The sequence below is a fragment of the Aquidulcibacter sp. genome (genome assembly GCF_044346625.1).
Taxonomy (GTDB): domain Bacteria; phylum Pseudomonadota; class Alphaproteobacteria; order Caulobacterales; family Aquidulcibacteraceae; genus Aquidulcibacter.
Genome location: NZ_JBIIYV010000002.1, coordinates 140,301 through 156,844 on the forward strand (window position 1 = coordinate 140,301; position 16,544 = coordinate 156,844).

General features: G+C 55.5%; 15 protein-coding genes and 1 pseudogene. 6 read left to right on the forward strand and 10 right to left on the reverse strand.

Translation table 11 applies throughout. The annotated features are described in order from the left end of the window. Positions 1-49: 49 nt before the first annotated feature. From ACIQ20_RS01765 to ACIQ20_RS01775, 3 genes are all read right to left on the reverse strand, one after another. Entirely contained in the window at positions 50-1,132 is a 1,083-nt protein-coding gene (locus ACIQ20_RS01765; protein ID WP_395776826.1) for a site-specific DNA-methyltransferase, read from the reverse strand. A 220-nt stretch (positions 1,133-1,352) separates the two neighbouring features. Continuing rightward, on the reverse strand, positions 1,353-1,769 hold the full coding sequence (locus tag ACIQ20_RS01770; RefSeq protein ID WP_395776828.1) for a hypothetical protein: 417 nt from the start codon (positions 1,767-1,769) through the stop codon (positions 1,353-1,355). A gap of 89 nt (positions 1,770-1,858) precedes the next feature. Beyond that, a complete protein-coding gene (locus tag ACIQ20_RS01775) occupies positions 1,859-2,485 on the reverse strand; it encodes a ribonuclease HII (protein ID WP_395776854.1) in 627 nt (208 codons plus the stop codon). 110 nt (positions 2,486-2,595) lie between these two features. Between ACIQ20_RS01775 and ACIQ20_RS01780 the strand changes: the two genes are divergently transcribed. From ACIQ20_RS01780 to ACIQ20_RS01790, 3 genes are all read left to right on the forward strand, one after another. Continuing rightward, complete coding sequence (locus tag ACIQ20_RS01780) at positions 2,596-2,889, forward strand: hypothetical protein (protein WP_313587206.1); 294 nt, start codon at positions 2,596-2,598, stop codon at positions 2,887-2,889. Positions 2,890-2,892: 3 nt separating this feature from the next. Then, a complete protein-coding gene (locus ACIQ20_RS01785) occupies positions 2,893-4,284 on the forward strand; it encodes an MATE family efflux transporter (protein ID WP_395776830.1) in 1,392 nt (463 codons plus the stop codon). Positions 4,285-4,368: 84 nt separating this feature from the next. Next, complete coding sequence (locus tag ACIQ20_RS01790) at positions 4,369-4,563, forward strand: hypothetical protein (RefSeq protein ID WP_395776832.1); 195 nt, start codon at positions 4,369-4,371, stop codon at positions 4,561-4,563. A gap of 16 nt (positions 4,564-4,579) precedes the next feature. Here ACIQ20_RS01790 and ACIQ20_RS01795 read toward each other — a convergent pair whose 3' ends face one another. Further along, positions 4,580-5,470 (reverse strand): cobalamin biosynthesis protein CbiG, encoded by an 891-nt coding sequence (locus ACIQ20_RS01795; protein ID WP_395776834.1) that lies wholly within the window; start codon positions 5,468-5,470, stop codon positions 4,580-4,582. A 145-nt stretch (positions 5,471-5,615) separates the two neighbouring features. Beyond that, on the reverse strand, positions 5,616-6,623 hold the full coding sequence (locus ACIQ20_RS01800) for an NADP-dependent oxidoreductase (RefSeq protein ID WP_395776836.1): 1,008 nt from the start codon (positions 6,621-6,623) through the stop codon (positions 5,616-5,618). A gap of 278 nt (positions 6,624-6,901) precedes the next feature. On the opposite strand from ACIQ20_RS01800, the gene ACIQ20_RS01805 reads away from it, so the two are divergent. Both ACIQ20_RS01805 and ACIQ20_RS01810 read left to right on the forward strand, forming a co-directional pair. Beyond that, positions 6,902-7,831, forward strand: a complete 930-nt coding sequence (locus tag ACIQ20_RS01805; protein WP_395776838.1) for a Gfo/Idh/MocA family protein — start codon at positions 6,902-6,904, stop codon at positions 7,829-7,831. Between the two features lie 31 nt (positions 7,832-7,862). Beyond that, entirely contained in the window at positions 7,863-9,533 is a 1,671-nt protein-coding gene (locus tag ACIQ20_RS01810; protein WP_395776840.1) for an NAD+ synthase, read from the forward strand. A gap of 11 nt (positions 9,534-9,544) precedes the next feature. Here ACIQ20_RS01810 and ACIQ20_RS01815 read toward each other — a convergent pair whose 3' ends face one another. Then, complete coding sequence (locus tag ACIQ20_RS01815; protein WP_395776842.1) at positions 9,545-10,387, reverse strand: class I SAM-dependent methyltransferase; 843 nt, start codon at positions 10,385-10,387, stop codon at positions 9,545-9,547. Next, the gene (locus tag ACIQ20_RS01820; RefSeq protein WP_395776844.1) at positions 10,380-11,921 is read right to left on the reverse strand and encodes an acyl-CoA synthetase; all 1,542 of its coding nucleotides are present in this window, start codon (positions 11,919-11,921) and stop codon (positions 10,380-10,382) included. The genes ACIQ20_RS01815 and ACIQ20_RS01820 overlap by 8 nt, the downstream gene beginning before the upstream one ends. Before the next feature lie 244 nt (positions 11,922-12,165). On the opposite strand from ACIQ20_RS01820, the gene ACIQ20_RS01825 reads away from it, so the two are divergent. Continuing rightward, positions 12,166-14,691, forward strand: a complete 2,526-nt coding sequence (locus ACIQ20_RS01825) for a TonB-dependent receptor plug domain-containing protein (protein ID WP_395776846.1) — start codon at positions 12,166-12,168, stop codon at positions 14,689-14,691. A gap of 75 nt (positions 14,692-14,766) precedes the next feature. On the opposite strand, the gene ACIQ20_RS01830 is transcribed toward ACIQ20_RS01825, so the two are convergent. The 3 genes and pseudogenes from ACIQ20_RS01830 to ACIQ20_RS01840 all read right to left on the reverse strand — a co-directional run. Beyond that, complete coding sequence (locus tag ACIQ20_RS01830; RefSeq protein WP_395776848.1) at positions 14,767-15,348, reverse strand: beta/gamma crystallin-related protein; 582 nt, start codon at positions 15,346-15,348, stop codon at positions 14,767-14,769. A gap of 320 nt (positions 15,349-15,668) precedes the next feature. Continuing rightward, on the reverse strand, positions 15,669-16,235 hold the full coding sequence (locus tag ACIQ20_RS01835) for a beta/gamma crystallin-related protein (protein ID WP_395776850.1): 567 nt from the start codon (positions 16,233-16,235) through the stop codon (positions 15,669-15,671). Positions 16,236-16,255: 20 nt separating this feature from the next. Beyond that, a pseudogene (locus ACIQ20_RS01840) lies at positions 16,256-16,544 on the reverse strand (IS5/IS1182 family transposase); the annotation flags it as partial.

Genomic DNA, 16,544 nt, shown 5'->3' on the forward strand with positions numbered 1-16,544 from the left:
TGCATGCAAACGGGCCGATTTCTCGCCGGCCCGTTGCGATTTTTAGCTTCTAGGCCGCCATGCGAGCGCGCATCTCACGCCGCAACGTGTCAATTGGAACGAGGCCGGAATCGGTGCGCAGATGCCAATAGGTCCAGCCATTGCAAGCAGGTGCGTGTTGAACCTGTGCACCCACCCGATGGATGGAGCCTACCATCTCACCCGCCATGATCGACCCATCGGCGCGCACGCGGGCGGCGACATCGCCGCGCGGCGAGTAAATCGCATCACCAGCCCGCAAGAGGCCCTGTTCCACAATGGTGCCAAAGGGTACGCGTACCTCGTCCTTTTTTGACTTCATGACGGCGAGGTCGTCGAGATGGCCGGGCTCAACCCGCGAAATGCGTTGCTCAGCGGCCAAGGCATAGCCAGCATCACGCTCTAAGCCGATCCAGCGGCGTCCTAAGGCTCTAGCCACCGCTCCGGTGGTGCCCGAGCCGAAGAAGGGGTCCAAGATCAGATCGCCTGGCTTGCTGGCAGCCATCATGATGCGATGCAGCAGAGCTTCTGGTTTTTGTGTCGGGTGCACTTTCTTGCCAGTCACATCCTTCAAGCGCTCATGCCCTGAGCAAATGGGGATGGACCAGTCAGAACGCATTTGCAGGTCGTCATTGAGGACCTTCAGCGCATCATAATTAAAGGTGTAACGCTTCTGGTTGGCGGATTTGGTTGCCCAGATCATGGTCTCATGAGCGTTTTGGAAGCGCGTGCCTTTGAAGTTTGGCATTGGATTGGTCTTGCGCCAGATGACGTCGTTCAAGATCCAGAAGCCTTGGTCCTGCAAAGCCGCGCCGACGCGGAAGATGTTATGGTAAGAACCGATCACCCAGATCGTGCCGGTGTCGGATAGGCAGCGTCGCGCCGCGGCCAACCAAGCCTTGGTAAAGGCGTCATAAGTTGCGAAGTCAGCAAACTTATCCCAGTCGTCATCGACGCCAGCAACTTTAGAATTGTCGGGACGGGTCAGATCGCCACCCAGTTGAAGATTGTAAGGGGGGTCTGCAAAAATCATATCGACAGAGCCTTCAGGCAGGCTGTTCATGAGCTCGATGCAATCGCCAATCAAAATGCGGTTTTCATAATTTGCTGACATTCTTTGCCCCTTTGAGTATTAGGGGCAATTGAATCTATTAGGGTTAAAAAAGGATTCACAAATTGAGTCAGTGATTCTTTTTTTCTGCAATCCTGCAGTAAAATCTTTTTTCCACGTTGGCCGCCCTCTGAAGGGGGGTGTCAGAGGGCGGCACGTGTTAGACCTCCTCAGGGCTTAGGCGATCCTTGGTAACGGGCCTTTGTAAGGACCCGCTCCAAACCTAGCGGCAGCTGCGATAACGATTGGGTGATGCACCTGCGCCACCGCGGATGCCCGGTGGGTTTTCCCAATTGGTGCCGCGTCCGCCAACTGGACCTGGTGGATTATTGTCGTTGTCGAGCCAGCAGCGCGATTTTTGGTTCCAGAACCCAAATGTCGGGTGCCAATAGCCGAAATGGGCATTGTAGTAATAGCCGTGATGATGAGGCGCGAAGGTGTAGCGTGTCCCTTTGTGGCGGTAAATGCGATCAGGTGAAGCGCCGGGGCCACCACGGGCACCTGGTGGGTTTTCCCAATTGGTACCGGGGCCACCAGCTCGACCGGGGGGATTATTGTCGCGATCCTTGGCAGTAGCAGGGGCACCGGACAAGAGGACGAGCGCTGCGGCAGCAGCGAACAAGCTTTGAATAGGTTTCATTTCACATCTCCATAGGTTTGTTCCCGTCGAGATAAGAAACGTCTTTCGTGTCGCAGTTCCGTCTGCAGTGGTTGCAATGTTGCAGAAGTTTAATGTTGCAGGCCCTGAAGGACTTTCGCGACCGGCTTGTAACTCAGCCTATGGATCGGGCAGGGGCCCAACCGTTCTAAGGCTTGCTGATGGGCTTTTGTGCCATAGCCCTTATGCTGGGCGAAGCCATAGCCGGGATATAGATCATCCGCCTCGGCCATAAGCCGATCGCGCGCGACCTTGGCCAGAATGGAAGCGGCTGCAATGGACAGAGAGAGACGATCGCCGCCGATCACACAAAAGCTGGGGCATGGAAGCGTCGGTGCGCGATTGCCATCGATCAGCCCGAGACTGGGTGCACAGGCTAATCCCTGAACCGCTTGAGCCATGCCTTCTAAAGTCGCTTTGAGAATATTTGTAGAATCAATTTCCTGCGCAGAGATCATCACAACGCAACTTGCCAAAGCTTGATCGCGAATGACGTCATACAAGGCCTCGCGCTGAGCGTGCGTCAAACGTTTAGAATCATCAATTCCCTCTGGTAGATCATTAGGGTTCAGGATCACGGCTGCAGCGGCAACGGGGCCCGCCCAGGGCCCGCGTCCGGCCTCATCAATCCCGCACACCGAATGCAGCGGCACGCGCAATTGTTTGGCATAGTCTGTTTCAAGGGTCATGTCGGGCATCGCTGCAACACTATGCCGGATTCGGCCAAGAATTCGCATCTCTCCCTCATTCGCCCCCTTTCTTATCTCGGGCGGATTGCTATGGTCGATCAACGGAACAGGAAGCACCCATGAGCAGCAAGATCGAGCCAAGCCAGTTTGACGCCTACTCTAAGGCTGAGACCGACGAACCGTTTTTCACGCTTCTGGCACGTGATCCAATCGCCCCATCCTTAGTGGAGGCTTGGGCTTATCTGCGTTCTGGCCAGATTGGGGCGGCAGAGATTGCGTTTAAGCAAGCCGTGGACGCTGCAACCCATATCGATCCACAAATGCCGGGTGAAGCGCAGATTCGCTCTGCCTTCGAGGTCGCTGACGATTGCCGTCAGTGGGCACGCTCGAAAATGGTGTCAGGACGCCGGTAAACCATGACTTCTGCCCCCGATGCGGCAGTTCTGCCGCAAGGTGGGCTGTTGAAAAAACTCCTACTGTTAGCTGGTCCCGTTGCGGGGTCGAATGTCCTCGTCATGTTGATGGGCCTGGTCGATGCCATTTTGGTAGGCCGCCATTCTGCTAACGAGCTTGCAGAACTGGCTTTGGCATGGAGCCTGAATGGTACCGCCTTGGTGGCGACTATCGGCCTGTTGGTGGGCGTCCAGGTCTTGGCTGCGCGCCGCTATGGCGAGAACAATCCCCTTGCAATTGGCCTGATTTGGCGGCGTGGCATCGTGACCTCCATCGCTATGGGTTTCATCTTGGCCATTGTGCTGCACTTTGGCGCTTTGTGGGCTTTGAACCATTTGGGCCAACAACCCGATTTGGCAAAAGGGGCGGCATCGTGTGCGGCTATCTTGGGTCTCAGCTTGCTGCCCAATGCCATTTATCTAACCTGCGCGAAAACCCTCGAAGCCCTATCACGACCACGTGTGGCCCTGGCCCTGATGGCAGGTGCCAATGTGGTCAATCTGGCGCTAGCCACCTACCTTGTGCCGCTACAAGGGGCAGACGGTGCGGCTTGGAGTACGCTAGGTGCGCGATTGTTCCTCGCTGTGGGTGCCCTGATCTGGCTCTTAAATATGCCAGATGCCAAGCAATTTGGATTTTTGGACTTCACCACCCGTGCCGCGCCGGGCGAGGCCAAAGAACAAGTCTCCATTGGCCTCTCGGCGGCAGGTAGTGGGATTTTGGAGGCAGGCTCTTTCAATATCCTCACGATTATCGCCGGTCTGGCTGGCGTTGTTCAAGTCGGCGCGTTCAACATTGTGATGAATATCATGTCGATCGGCTTTATGCCGGCGATGGGCATTGCGTCCGCAACCGCTGTGATCGCCTCAAATGCGCGCGGTGCAGGCGATTTGGTGGGGGCGCGCAAGATTGCTTGGATTGGCCTTGGCTTGTCTGGAGTCTATGCTGCCTTATTCTCCGTGGTGACGTGGCTTGCCGCCAAGCCCATTGCCAGCGCCTTTACGACCGACCCCAGCTTGATCGCCTATGGCGCTGTTTTAGTTGGCCTTTTGTGGTTGATGGCGGTGCCCGACTTCATCCAAGTGGTTGCAGCCCAAGCACTCCGTGCGCTTGGCAAACCGTGGTTTCCCACAATAAGCCACTTTGTCTCCTACGTGCTCGTGATGTCGCCCTTGGGATGGCTGTTTTGTATCCATTTTGAACGCGGTGCGCGGGGTCTTGTTGAAGCGGTTGCCCTCGCCAGTATCGTTTCTGCGGGCATTTTGGTGCTTCGTCTCTTGCTCCTAGGGCCTATCAATTCGACCGAAGTTGCAAAGGCAGCCAATCCCCAAGCCAGTGAGGACTTATCCCCATAAATAGCGATTGAAGGATTTGCGCTGGACTCGATCTTGCTGTCTTTCACCCACCTGTACGGTTTCGGCACAGGATGGGAGGCAATCGTGCGCACTTTTGGCAATCGGCATTTACGCACAGCGGGCGCAACCGCCTTTCTAGGCTTGCTCGGCACATCAGCTGCGCTGTTACCAATCGCCATTTTCGCCGTGTTTAATCAAGGCGAGCCCGCGCACTGGACCCTGTATGCCGGAGCATCGGTTGTCGGTGGCGCAGTCATTGGCTGGGTCTTAAGACGCTAAAGCTCGCTTGGCCCAGCTAGACCCCCAAAATCCAGCCTTCTTCTTGCTCAATCGTCTCGATTTGCGCTTCGGTCATGCCTTTAGCTGGGCCAAATGCGGCTGCTAGTTTTCCAGCTTCGTCCAGAGCGGCAAAATGCTCAGCAATCGCGCGAACTTGTGCCAAATCCTTTACCTCGCCGCTGGCATGTACTGCCTTGACGATGGATGGATAAATCTCGGCCATCACAATTTTGACGCCGTCGAGGTCTTCTCGCGTCAAAGCCTTATAGCCGGTTTCAAAGGGCCAAATGCGAGCGTCAGCGCGGGCGTCGCGCAGCTTCTTAACAACCGGGATCCCCATCAAAGCCTGCGAACCTACTGAACCTGCCGTGTAAAGCTTCCAAATCGGGCTAGCGCCCTTTGCGGCCTGCTCTGCCAAACGGTGCTCCGGCAGATCCCCTGGCCCATGTGGGCGGGTCTTCTTCGATTGAAGTGTGGTCAGCACATCGCGTGGCGGACAGCCCCAGAATGGGAATGGCCCACCTGAAATCAGGCGGTTCATCATGGCAGCCACTTGGAAACGATTGTTGGCATTATCGGGTTTGTCTTTGATTTCCTTAGAAAGAAAGGCTTGCATGGTAAGCCATGGGGCACCCTCAAACTTCAGGGCAGCAGAGGTTCCTTGCGGATAGCCAAAAGGGAAATCAAAGCCGATCAGGGTACGGTCGCCGCGCTTGTCAAACTCGGCCAATAGGCTGCTAATTGCCTCAAGGGCGGCTTTGCGGGTCGGTGGATTTTGCGCTTCAAAACGCAATTGCAGACGCACATCGCGCCGCAACGTCCCGATCCAGATGGAATCCGCCCCAGTTGCAGGCTTGGCCGCAGCCGACCAGTCAACCATTACATAATTGTCGAAAAGGCGGCTCATGGGACGTTTCCTATTCAGGGTCGAAATTTGAAGCGCGGCTTCTACAGGGCAAGACGACGTTCGTCACCCAAGAAATACAATGCGCAAGGCCAGTCCGCGCAGGCGTGCAGAACTGGCCTAGGCTTTTCGGTCATAGGCCAGCCTCTTAGGCGAGTTTGACTAGCATTTTACCAGCATTGGCCCCACTGAACAGACCCATGAAGGCAGCTGGAGCCTGATCAATTCCGTCCATCACGGTCTCTTCCCACTTGATTTGACCGTCTTTGATCCAGCCGCCCATTTCCGCCAAGAACTGGCCTTGCATGCTGGCATAATTGGACACGATGAAGCCTTGAATCTTCAGGCTCTTGCCCACAATGTAGACCAAATTGCTTGGGCCGGGGGTGGGCTCCGTAGCATTATATTGGCTGATCATGCCGCATTCGGCAAAGCGCGCACCCGGGCGGGCCACTTCGAGCGCGACTTCCAGATGCTCGCCGCCGACATTGTCGAAATAGATATCAATGCCCTGCGGTGCGGCGGCGCGAACTGCGTCTAACAGGTTTGGAACCTTCTTGTAATTGACGACCTCATCCACGCCGACGGACTTCAGCCAAGCACCTTTTTCGTCCGAGCCGCATGAAGCCACGACCTTGCAGCCCTTTATCTTAGCGATCTGGCAGACGAGCGAGCCTACAGCCCCAGCAGCTCCGGAAACAAACACGGTGTCGCCGGGCTTTGGCGCGCCAATTTCGAGGAAACCACAATAGGCGGTCATGCCGGGCATGCCCATCACGCCCAAAAAGGCTTGCAATGGAATTCCGTGGGTGTCGATCTTGGTGAACAGAACTTTGGGCCCGGTAACATATTCTCGCCAGCCCAGCATGTGGGTAACGATATCGCCCACTTGGAAGTCAGGATCGCCGCTCTCAATCACTTCGCCAATGGCGTGGCCTTGCAGCGCTTCGCCCAATTGGAAAGGTGGCACATAGCTGGGGCGGTCATACATCCGCCCGCGCATGTAGGGGTCGACGCTCATCCAATGGTTCTTGACTTGGACGAAGCCAGCAGCTGGACTTGCGATTTCGACGCTGGCGATCTCGAAGTTTTCCGCAAGCGGCGAACCTTCTGGCCGCGACTTCAAGCGTACTTCCTTTGATGTGACTGCTGGCATGTGCTTCTCCCTGTAAGTTATTGGCACGCATGTGCGCTTGTGAGGGGGAATGACGGCCTTTTTAGAGGCGGGTCAAGTCATCTTGACGAAGGCTTTTGGGGCTTGCTGCAAATGATTGAGGGAAATCGCTGGTTTACTGAAGTTTTTTTTGGCGCACGATTGATGGACGCCCGCGTTTTATGCTTGAGCACCTCTCGCTTGTGACAGAAACGTGAAATCTCTGTGACAAGCCGGGACGACAGGCCCGAAAATAGGTGCCCGATGATGGTTGCCAAATAATGGGTAAAGGGGCCGGTAAGCGCTTGTTGAAGGTAGGACTCATTGGTGCCGGTGTTGCAGGCGAGCGGCATGCTGCCGCGCTACGCGTGACGCCGGGGGCAAGCCTGATCGGTCTCTATGAACCCGATGAGCGGCGCTCTGAGGGCTTGTGCGCGCGATTTGGGATTGAACCTTTGCCGCTAGACAACTTGTTAGAGCAGGCCGATGCAGTGATCATCGCAGCGCCCGCGGGCACGCATGGGCGCTTGAGTCTGCACGCTCTGGCGCATGACTGTCATGTGCTTGTTGAGCGACCGATTGCGACTTCCCGCGACGAAGCTCAAAAGATGGTAGGAGAGGCGCGCGCTAGGCAGTTAATCTTACAAGTCGGCCACCGTGAAGGCCCAATGCTCGCCGCTCTCGGCCTCGCACCTGGGATGGCCGGATTGCGAAGTTTTGAGGCCGTTCGCGAAGCCCCCCCGCGTGAACATGTTAGCGATGTGTCGGTTATTCTGGACCTGATGATTCAAGATATCTATGTCGCGGCCGTTTTGTTTGGCGCGCGCGCGGTTTCAGTTCGAGCAACAAAACTGGGTGGACGGGGTGCTGCAATTGATTCTGCTGAAGCGCGCATCCGCTTCAAAGGTGGTTGCGAAGCCCGCTTGCGGGCGACACGCACCGCCAGTGTTCGGACCACGCAATGGACTATGGACACAGGCCAAGGGCAATCGCACATGAGCGTCGACTTTGTGCGCGGCGTTGTTTCTCACGGGGTCAATTGGCCAAACCCAAAGCCCTTTGTGGTCCAAGATTCAGACCCAGTCGCCCAAATGTTGGCTCAGTTTTTGGCCGCCTGCGCCGCCCCCTATGCCGAGGTCTCCAATCAAGATGCGCTATCTGCAATGGACCTTGCCCTGCAGATTGAAACCATTCTCAGCGCAAACCTTTGAACCGAGCCGCGTAACGGGTTAGTTTAGGCCTATGAGCCAGACCCAACAGAAACTGCACATCGTCTCTGCCCAATTAAACCCGATTGTCGGGGATATCTCGGGCAATCTCGCCAAAGCTAAGGCAAGCCTGCGTGAGGCTTTGAGCCTTGATGCAGATATCCTTGTTTTCACTGAGCTGTTCTTGATTGGCTATCCGCCAGAAGACTTGGTGCTGAAGCCCGCAGCCGTGAAAGACTGTCAGGCGGCTGTTGCGGAATTAGCGGTCGAAACGGCTGGGACGCGGCTGTCTGTTATCATCGGCACACCCTGGCGCGATGCAGATGGCCTTTATAATGCGGTGGCTATCCTGTCAGAGGGGCGTGTGGCTGAGCTGCGGTTTAAGCACGAATTGCCCAATTATGCCGTGTTTGACGAGAAGCGAGTATTTAACTCTGGGCCGTTGCCTGCGCCGGTGAGCATTGCGGGTATCAAAGTCGGAATCCCCATTTGTGAGGACATCTGGTTCGACCGCGTGACGCAGAGCTTAAAGCAACAAGGTGCCGAACTTCTCATCGTGCCCAATGGTTCGCCCTATCGTCGTCCCGTAAAGCAAGAGCGTTTAGCCAGCGCGCGGGCGCGGGTTTCAGAAACCGGGCTTCCGCTCATCTATGTCAATCAAGTCGGCGGTCAGGATGAGCTCTGCTTTGATGGCGGTAGCTTTGCTCTGGATGCAAACGGGGAGTGTGTCCAATCTCTACCCAATTTTAAAGAGTGCCTATCGAGCGTGCATTGGGAAAAACAAGGTGGGGCTTGGGTTTGTTTTGCTGCGGAACAACTTGACCAGGTTGAAGGCGAGGCGGCCGATTATGCCGCCATGGTTTTATCCTTACGGGATTACGTCACCAAGAATGGCTTTCCCGGCGTTCTTTTGGGACTTTCGGGCGGAATTGATTCTGGACTGAGTGCGGCAGTGGCCGCTGATGCCTTAGGACCGGACCGGGTCCGTTGTGTTATGATGCCGTCGCGCTATACCAGCCAAGAAAGCCTTGAAGATGCTGCAGACAATGCGCGCCGCTTGGCCATTCCCTACGACGTCATTTCAATTGAGCCAGCGGTGGACGCTTTCGCTCACATGCTGAGCGGCCAGTTTGAGGGCACCCAAGTTGGGATCGCTGAGGAAAATATCCAGAGCCGTAGCCGGGCTGTTTTGCTGATGGCGCTATCCAACAAGTTTGGCCACATGGTTTTGACAACGGGGAATAAGAGCGAGATGGCAGTCGGCTATGCGACGCTCTACGGCGATATGTGTGGCGGCTATAATGCCTTGAAAGACCTCTATAAGATGGAGGTTTATGGCCTGTCGCGCTGGCGTAATGCCCATATTTGCCACATTGGTTTGGGAGCATCCGGGGAAGTCATTCCCCAGCGCATCATCGACAAAGCCCCCTCAGCTGAGCTGCGCGAGAACCAGACCGATCAAGATAGTCTGCCGCCCTATCCGGCACTCGACGACATGCTGCATGGCTTTGTTGAAGAAGAGGCCGAGATTGAGGATGTGATCGCGCGTGGTCACGATCCGGCGGTGGTGCACCGGATCCAGAATTTGCTCTATGTCGCTGAATATAAGCGCCGCCAAGCGCCCCCTGGCGTAAAAATTGGCACGCGCAACTTTGGCCGCGACCGGCGCTATCCCATCACCAATAAGTATCGGGATAAGCCTTAAATCGCGCGCCCTTAAGGCTTTCGCGCCTCAACAACCCAAATCGCGCCTCCTAGGGTCAAGAGGCCATCCTCAAGACGCGGTTGGATTTCCAGTTCCATTTTCTCGCGGACCATCGCGATACCTTCAGGCGACAATTGCGCGATGGGAAGGGCGGCAGGGCCAACTTCCATGATAAAATCTGCGGCCTGGACGGCACCCTTGTCGGAACCCATCGGCATGGCCGCATTGACTGGAGTAAACCTCACATCTTTTAAGCCTGCCCCTTCCAAAATAGCGGTGACCCGCTCTGGATTGGCAAATGCAAACGGGCTAGGCGCATCGGGTGGCGGCGGGGCGGGTGGTTCAGTTACACTGACCACAACCCCCATGGGCATGGTCACCCATTCATTCTCGCTAGGCGGTCGCCAACAGACAAACACGACCCGCCCGCCGGGCTTTATCTGTTGCACCAAATGGTTGAAGGCTGCTTGTGGATTGTCAAAGAACATCACCCCAAAGCGGGAGATCAATAGGTCAAACTGACCATTAAAGGTTGCGTCAGAGGCATCAGCCTCTAGAAACGATACGTTCCTGCGAGCGCCCGCCCGCTTGCGGGCCAGGGCCAGCAAAGAGGTCGAGATATCCACCCCTGTTACCGTATGACCAAGGTCTGCCATTAGCAAGGATGTTTCGCCAGAGCCACAGCCCACATCCAGAACAATTTGCGGCGCACTATCCAATAGCCCTGATGCTTCCATCAGGGTCTGAGTAAAGGGCAGCAGCATGGCATCAATTTCGACTTGCCGCCTCGTCCAACGCTCCCCCGCAAATGTGTTCCATAGTTCTTTTTGTGCTTGGTTTTTACCTTCAGACAAGTTTGCTCTCCCGACCGGCCCAATAGCGGTCGCGCAACAGCCGCTTGTACAGTTTGCCAGTCGTATATCGAGGTAATTCCGCCATAAAGTCGATGGAGCGTGGTGCCTTTACATGGCTGATGCTGGCGCGACAGAAGGCGAGGAGTTCGGCCTCTAATTCCGGACCCGCATCGGCCATATCCATCGGCTGAACCACGGCTTTGACTTCTTCGCCAAATTCTTCATTCGGTACCCCGAACACGGCAACATCAGCCACTTTGGGGTGGGTCACCAACACATTTTCGCTTTCTTGCGGATAGATATTAACCCCGCCAGAGATGATCATGAAGGCTTTGCGGTCTGTCAGGAATAAGAAGCCTTCTTCATCGACATAGCCAACATCACCCAAAGTCGACCATCCCAAAGCATTGCGGCTGTCGGCGGTTTTTTCCGGGCTATTATGGTATTCAAATTGCGGGCCATTGGCGAAATAGACGGTTCCCGACTCGCCCGTTGGCACAACCTCGCCACCTTCACCAACAATCCGGAGCTCACCCAATAAAGCTTTACCGACGCTTCCCTTTTTGCGCAGCCAATCCTGTGGCGAGATGGTGCAGAAGCCATTACCCTCGGTTCCCGCATAATATTCATGGATGATCGGGCCCCACCAATCCATCATTTGCTCTTTGATGGCGACCGGGCAGGGTGCTGCCGCGTGAACGGCCATTTTGAGTGATGACAAATCATAAGCGTTGCGGATCGCTTCATCGAGTTTCAGCATGCGCACAAACATCGTAGGTACTAATTGGCTGTCCGTAATGGCGTGGCGCTCCACGGTGGCCAAATAGGTCTCAGGGTCAAACTTCTCCAACACCACAACGGTGCCGCCAATCTTGTGGACGCACATACACCAGCGCAACGGTGCCGCGTGATAAAGGGGCGCGGGTGAGAGATACTGGCTATCTGCTGAGATGCCATAAATGGCTTGAGCCATCATTTGTAGGGCATTGGGTGCGTCGATCGGTGCACCGGTCAGAGGAATTTTGATACCCTTTGGCCGACCGGTGGTGCCGGAAGAATAGAGCATATCGGCCCCAGCACTTTCATCGGCAATTGGCCCTTCTGGCTGTGCGTCTCGCGCGTCTGAGTAAGCGGTATGGCCCTGGGGCTCGCCACCGATAACTAGAACAGGAAGTTTCACGCCAGCATGTGCTAATGCTTCTTCCGCCAGTGCCAACAGATTAGCCCCGACAAATAAGACCTTGGCGTGGGAGTCTGTAAGGATATAGGCTATCTCATCGACTTGCAGCTTGGTGGAAAGACAGGTGAAATAAAGGCCCGCCCGCTGGGCACCCCAAGCGATCTCAAAATAGTCGGGGCAATTGTCGAGCAAGACGGCAATGGTATCCCCGGCTTTCAGCCCATGGCTACGGAGGAGATGGGCGACTTGGTTCGAGCGAGAATTAAGCGTGGCATAACTTAAGCTTTGGCCACGGCCTGCCATGATGACAGCAGCCTTATCTGGTGTTTGTGCCGCATGGTGAACTGGATGCATGGACGTCTCCCAAAGTGCAAGATTCTTCGTGATCTCGGCGCAACGATAGTCGTGCCACCCCACGCAGCAGGATGCAAGTCAGTTCCGTGTGAATCCAAAATTGTGACCATTGTGCAACATGTGGCTAGGTAAGGCGGCGATTCCCCCCCCTTAAGTCACGATTGTGTGACGGGTTGACTTGAAACCTCGAAGATCGAACGTCACATACGCCTCCGAGGTTAGTACCCGCTCTAAAGGAAAAATCATGGACATTTCTATACGCGCGATGATCATCGCGATGGGCGCTGCCGCTTTGGCTGCTCCAGCGTTTGCGCAAGTAGCGCCAGACACTAAGGAAGCCGAAGTCGTTGTTGTGACCGGCACCCGTGTGGCAGCGCGCTCTGCACTCAGCACTGCTGCACCAGTGGACGTCGTGTCGTCTGCCCAATTGTCTCAACAAGGTTCGCCAGAATTGAACCAGCAATTGGCAACCGCGCTCCCAAGCTTCAACTTCCCACGCCCTGCCATTGTGGACGGCACCGACTCGGTACGTCCAGCAACCTTGCGCGGCTTGGCTCCTGACCAAACCTTGGTCTTGGTGAATGGCAAGCGCCGGCACACCGCTTCCTTGGTCAACATCAATGGCTCGATCGGTCGCGGTTCTTCTGCAGTTGATATGAACACCATTCCAACCGGGATTTTGGAAACGGTTGAAGTGTTGCGCGATGGCGCGTCGGCTCAATATGGTTCTGATGCAATCGCGGGCGTGATCAACTTGCGCCTCAAGCAGCGCCGCGAAGGCGGCAATGTCACCGTATCTTATGGCCAACGCCAAACCACGGTGACCACCGATCCGGCACCTGCTTTGCCAAACGGCACCACTAACTTCACCGCAGCCAACATTGTTGCCAACCCAAGCTGGCAAACAATCAAGTCGCGCGATGCGAACGACGGTGCCACCACGACGGTCAACGCCTGGGTCGGTTTGCCCTTGTTCGACAATGGTTCTTTGACCATTGCAGCGGAAATTCAAAACCGCGAGTCGATCAACCGTCAAGGCTATGACACCCGTCGCCTTTATAACTTGTTGCCAGGTGGCGCGCTCGATCCACGTGAAGCCACCATCAACCGCTGGAACCAACAATATGGTGACGGTGAGCTGATCCAAGGAACTTTGTTCGCTAACGCCAGTATCGAGTTGAGCGACACCACCCGTCTCTATGGTTGGGCAAGCGTTCAAGGCCGCGACTCGACGTCTGCAGCCTTCTTCCGTTGGCCAGCTGACAGCCGCAACGTTGTCGAAATCTATCCAAACGGCTTCTTGCCAAAGATCAACTCGCTCATCACCGATAGCTCGTTTGCTCTGGGCATGGAAACCAATTGGAATGGTTGGGACGTTGATCTGAGCTTGAACCGCGGCTTCAACGAAATGGAATTCGTAATCCGTAACACGCTGAACCGGTCTTTGGGCGTCGCAAGCCCAACCTCGTTCAATGCCGGTGGCTTTAACAATACCCAAACCGTCGTCAATTTGTCGGGCGTTAAGGGCTATAATGTTGGCTTGGCATCTGACTTGAACGTTGCAGTCGGCCTTGAAGCCCGTCGCGATCATTATGAGATTTTCGCTGGTGAATCTGGCTCCTACTTCCAACAGGGCGCTTTTGTGGCTGGTTCGCAAGGCTTTGGTGGCTTTAAGCCATCTAACGAAGTCGGTCGTTCGCGCGATGCGATCGGGGGCTATATCGACCTTGAAGTCAATGTAACCGACGCGTTGTTGGTCTCGGGCGCGGTTCGCGTCGAAGACTACACTGACTTTGGCAACAATGTCAGCGGCAAGATTTCGGGTCGTTATGACTTTACCGAATCTTTCGCCCTGCGCGGTTCGGTCTCTAACGGCTTCCGTGCACCAAGCTTGCAGCAGCAATTCTTCACCGCCTCTTCCACAAACGTGGTTGCTGGTGTGCCTCTGGAAATCCTGACTGTGCCTTCGACCGACCGGATTGGTCTCGCTTTGGGCGGCACGGCTTTGAAGCCAGAAGAATCGGTGAACTATTCGTTCGGCGGCGTTCTGCGCTTTGGTGATTTCAACCTCACCTTGGATGCCTATCAGATCGAGTTGACCGACCGCATCGTGTTGTCGGAAAACCTGAACCAGCCAGCCGTGGCGACCTTGCTTGCTGCCAATGGCATCGTCGGCATCAACGCCGTTCGCTTCTTCTTGAACGGTGTGGACAGCACCACCAAGGGCGCTGATCTGGTTGCTAGCTATCGCTTGCGCACAGACTTTGGTCGTTTTGACTTCACCGGTAGCTTGAGCGTCAACGAAACCAAGTTGGACAAGACCCCGGTCATCCCAGCCTTGACCGCAATTGGCTTGACCCCAACCCAATTGTTCAACCGCATCAACACCCTGACGCTGACCGAAGGCCAGCCAAAGCAAAAGGCCTCCTTCAACACCAATTGGAGCCTTGGCAAGTTTGGTACGACTTTCAAGGCCACCTATTATGGTGAAGTGACTGAGCCCGGCACCGATGCCGCGCGCGATATCGTGCTGACCCCAGAGGTCCTGTTCGACATCGAAGGCCGCTACAAGCTGACCGACAAGGTCAGCCTGACTTTGGGCGTTGAAAACGCAACCGACGTCTACCCACGTATGACGCCAGGCACCACGGTGTTGACACCTTCGACCTTCACCACCTTGAATAACTCGGGCGCATCGGCGTTCTCGCGTTATTCGCCATTCGGCTTCTCGGGCCGTTATGTGTACGGTCGCGTTTCGCTCGACTTCTAAGTGCCTGACGCACAAACCAAAAAGAAAGGCCGCGGTGGGAACACCGCGGCCTTTTTTGTTGTGAGCTGACCGGGATTAGCGGCGGCAGAGAACGTCTTCCAGATTGCCATTGCGATCTTGGCCTGAGTAGACCGCATCGCGCAAACCTTGGTCCCGGCAAAACTGGTTGGCATCATTGCGCCCTCCGAATTGGCCTTGGGCAATGGGACCAGGGAAGAACACTGTAGCGCGACCCGTAGTTGTTTGACCCGTGTAACGTGGAGGATTGCCAAAGCCGCCACCTGGAGGACCAAAGCCACCGCCAGGGCGGGGATCAAGGGAGCTCCCACGGCCGACATAACGAATGGATGAAATCCGGCCCTTAAACGATTCCAAATTGGGTATGGAGTCGCTATAGGTTCGGCAGCGGCTGCCATAGTTGGGGTCCAGACAGACCTGCCAATCCCCGCGTGCCACCAGACTGCCTGCGGCCTCGTCGAAATTGAGTTGACGCAGGTCTGGCACGTCGCTGGTAATGGTTACGGCTTGGCCGCGGAAGTCGGTTCCGGTGTATAAGGTGATGGAAGGGCGACCGCGGTCAAAACGCTGAGCTTCAGCAGCAGGGGCGCTGGCCAGAGTGACAAGGCCGGTTAAGGCAAGTAACAGAGCTTTTTTCATCTTAAGTCTCCAGGAAAAAGCACCAAGGCCAAGTGCTTGGGGCGATGTCACCCTTCTAACTGGGGCGATCTGAACGACCTGTGAGGCGGCCATTTCACTTCCGTTCATGTTTGACTAAGCGCACGAGAAGCGAAAAAGGGCAGCAATTGGTTGCCCTGTCAGACGCAGAAGCATCTAGAGCTATGATTTGAAATCCAGATGCAGCGAATAGCTGTGCTCTATTCCGTCGAAGGCACTCGTGGATAAAAAGAAGTATAAGAGGCAAAAAAGGGCCGCGCTGTAAACACCGCGACCTTTCTGATTGTTTAGCTAAAATCGTCTCAGCGGCGGCACAACACGTCTTCAAGGTAACCGTTCCGGTCCTGTCCTGCATAGACCACCCCACTCAAACCTTGTGATCGGCAAAACTGGTTGCCATCCATCCGCGCTGAAGCTCCCCCCAGATTGATCGAGCCCGGAAAGAAGATCGTGGCTCGGCCTAGTGTGGATTGTCCCGGGTATCGGGGTGGATTGCCATAGCCGCCGTTATAGTCTGGTCTAGAGTTGGCTTGGCCATCGCGTCCAACATAACGGATTGACGAAATGCGTCCGCGAAATGACCGCAGATCGGTGATCGAGCTATTATAGGTCCGGCATCGTGAACCATAGTTGGGATCGAGACAAACCTCCCACTCCCCGCGTGCGACGAGGCTGCTACTGACTTCGTCGAAGTTCAAATCGCGCAAGTTCGGGGTGTCGGACGTAATGGTTACAGACTGACCTTTGTAGTCCAAGCCGGTAAACAAAGTAATTGACGGGCGCCCTTGATTATAGCCTTGCGCGTCGGCGGGTTGGATGGCCGCTAAACTTGTTACGGCAATTACAGTGGAGGCGAAGATTTTATTCATGGAGACGCTCCGATTCTAGGTCACGTTGACAAACTCTTGACCCAGAGGCGAGCGGCGATGATTTGAGTGAAGCCGAGATAGCTTGCGGCGGTTTTATCGTAGCGTGTTGCGAAGCGGCGGGAGCATTTGAGTTTGTTGACCCGAAGGGCCGCGAAGCGCACCACCGCTCAACGCGGTTTCGTAAGGCGTAAGTTATTGTATCGACGAGGATTGGCACTTTGCGGTTTGCTTTGCCCATTATGACAGGGGTACCGCCTCGGCTTGTGATCACATTTCGGATGTGATCGCTGTCATAACCCCGATCTGCCA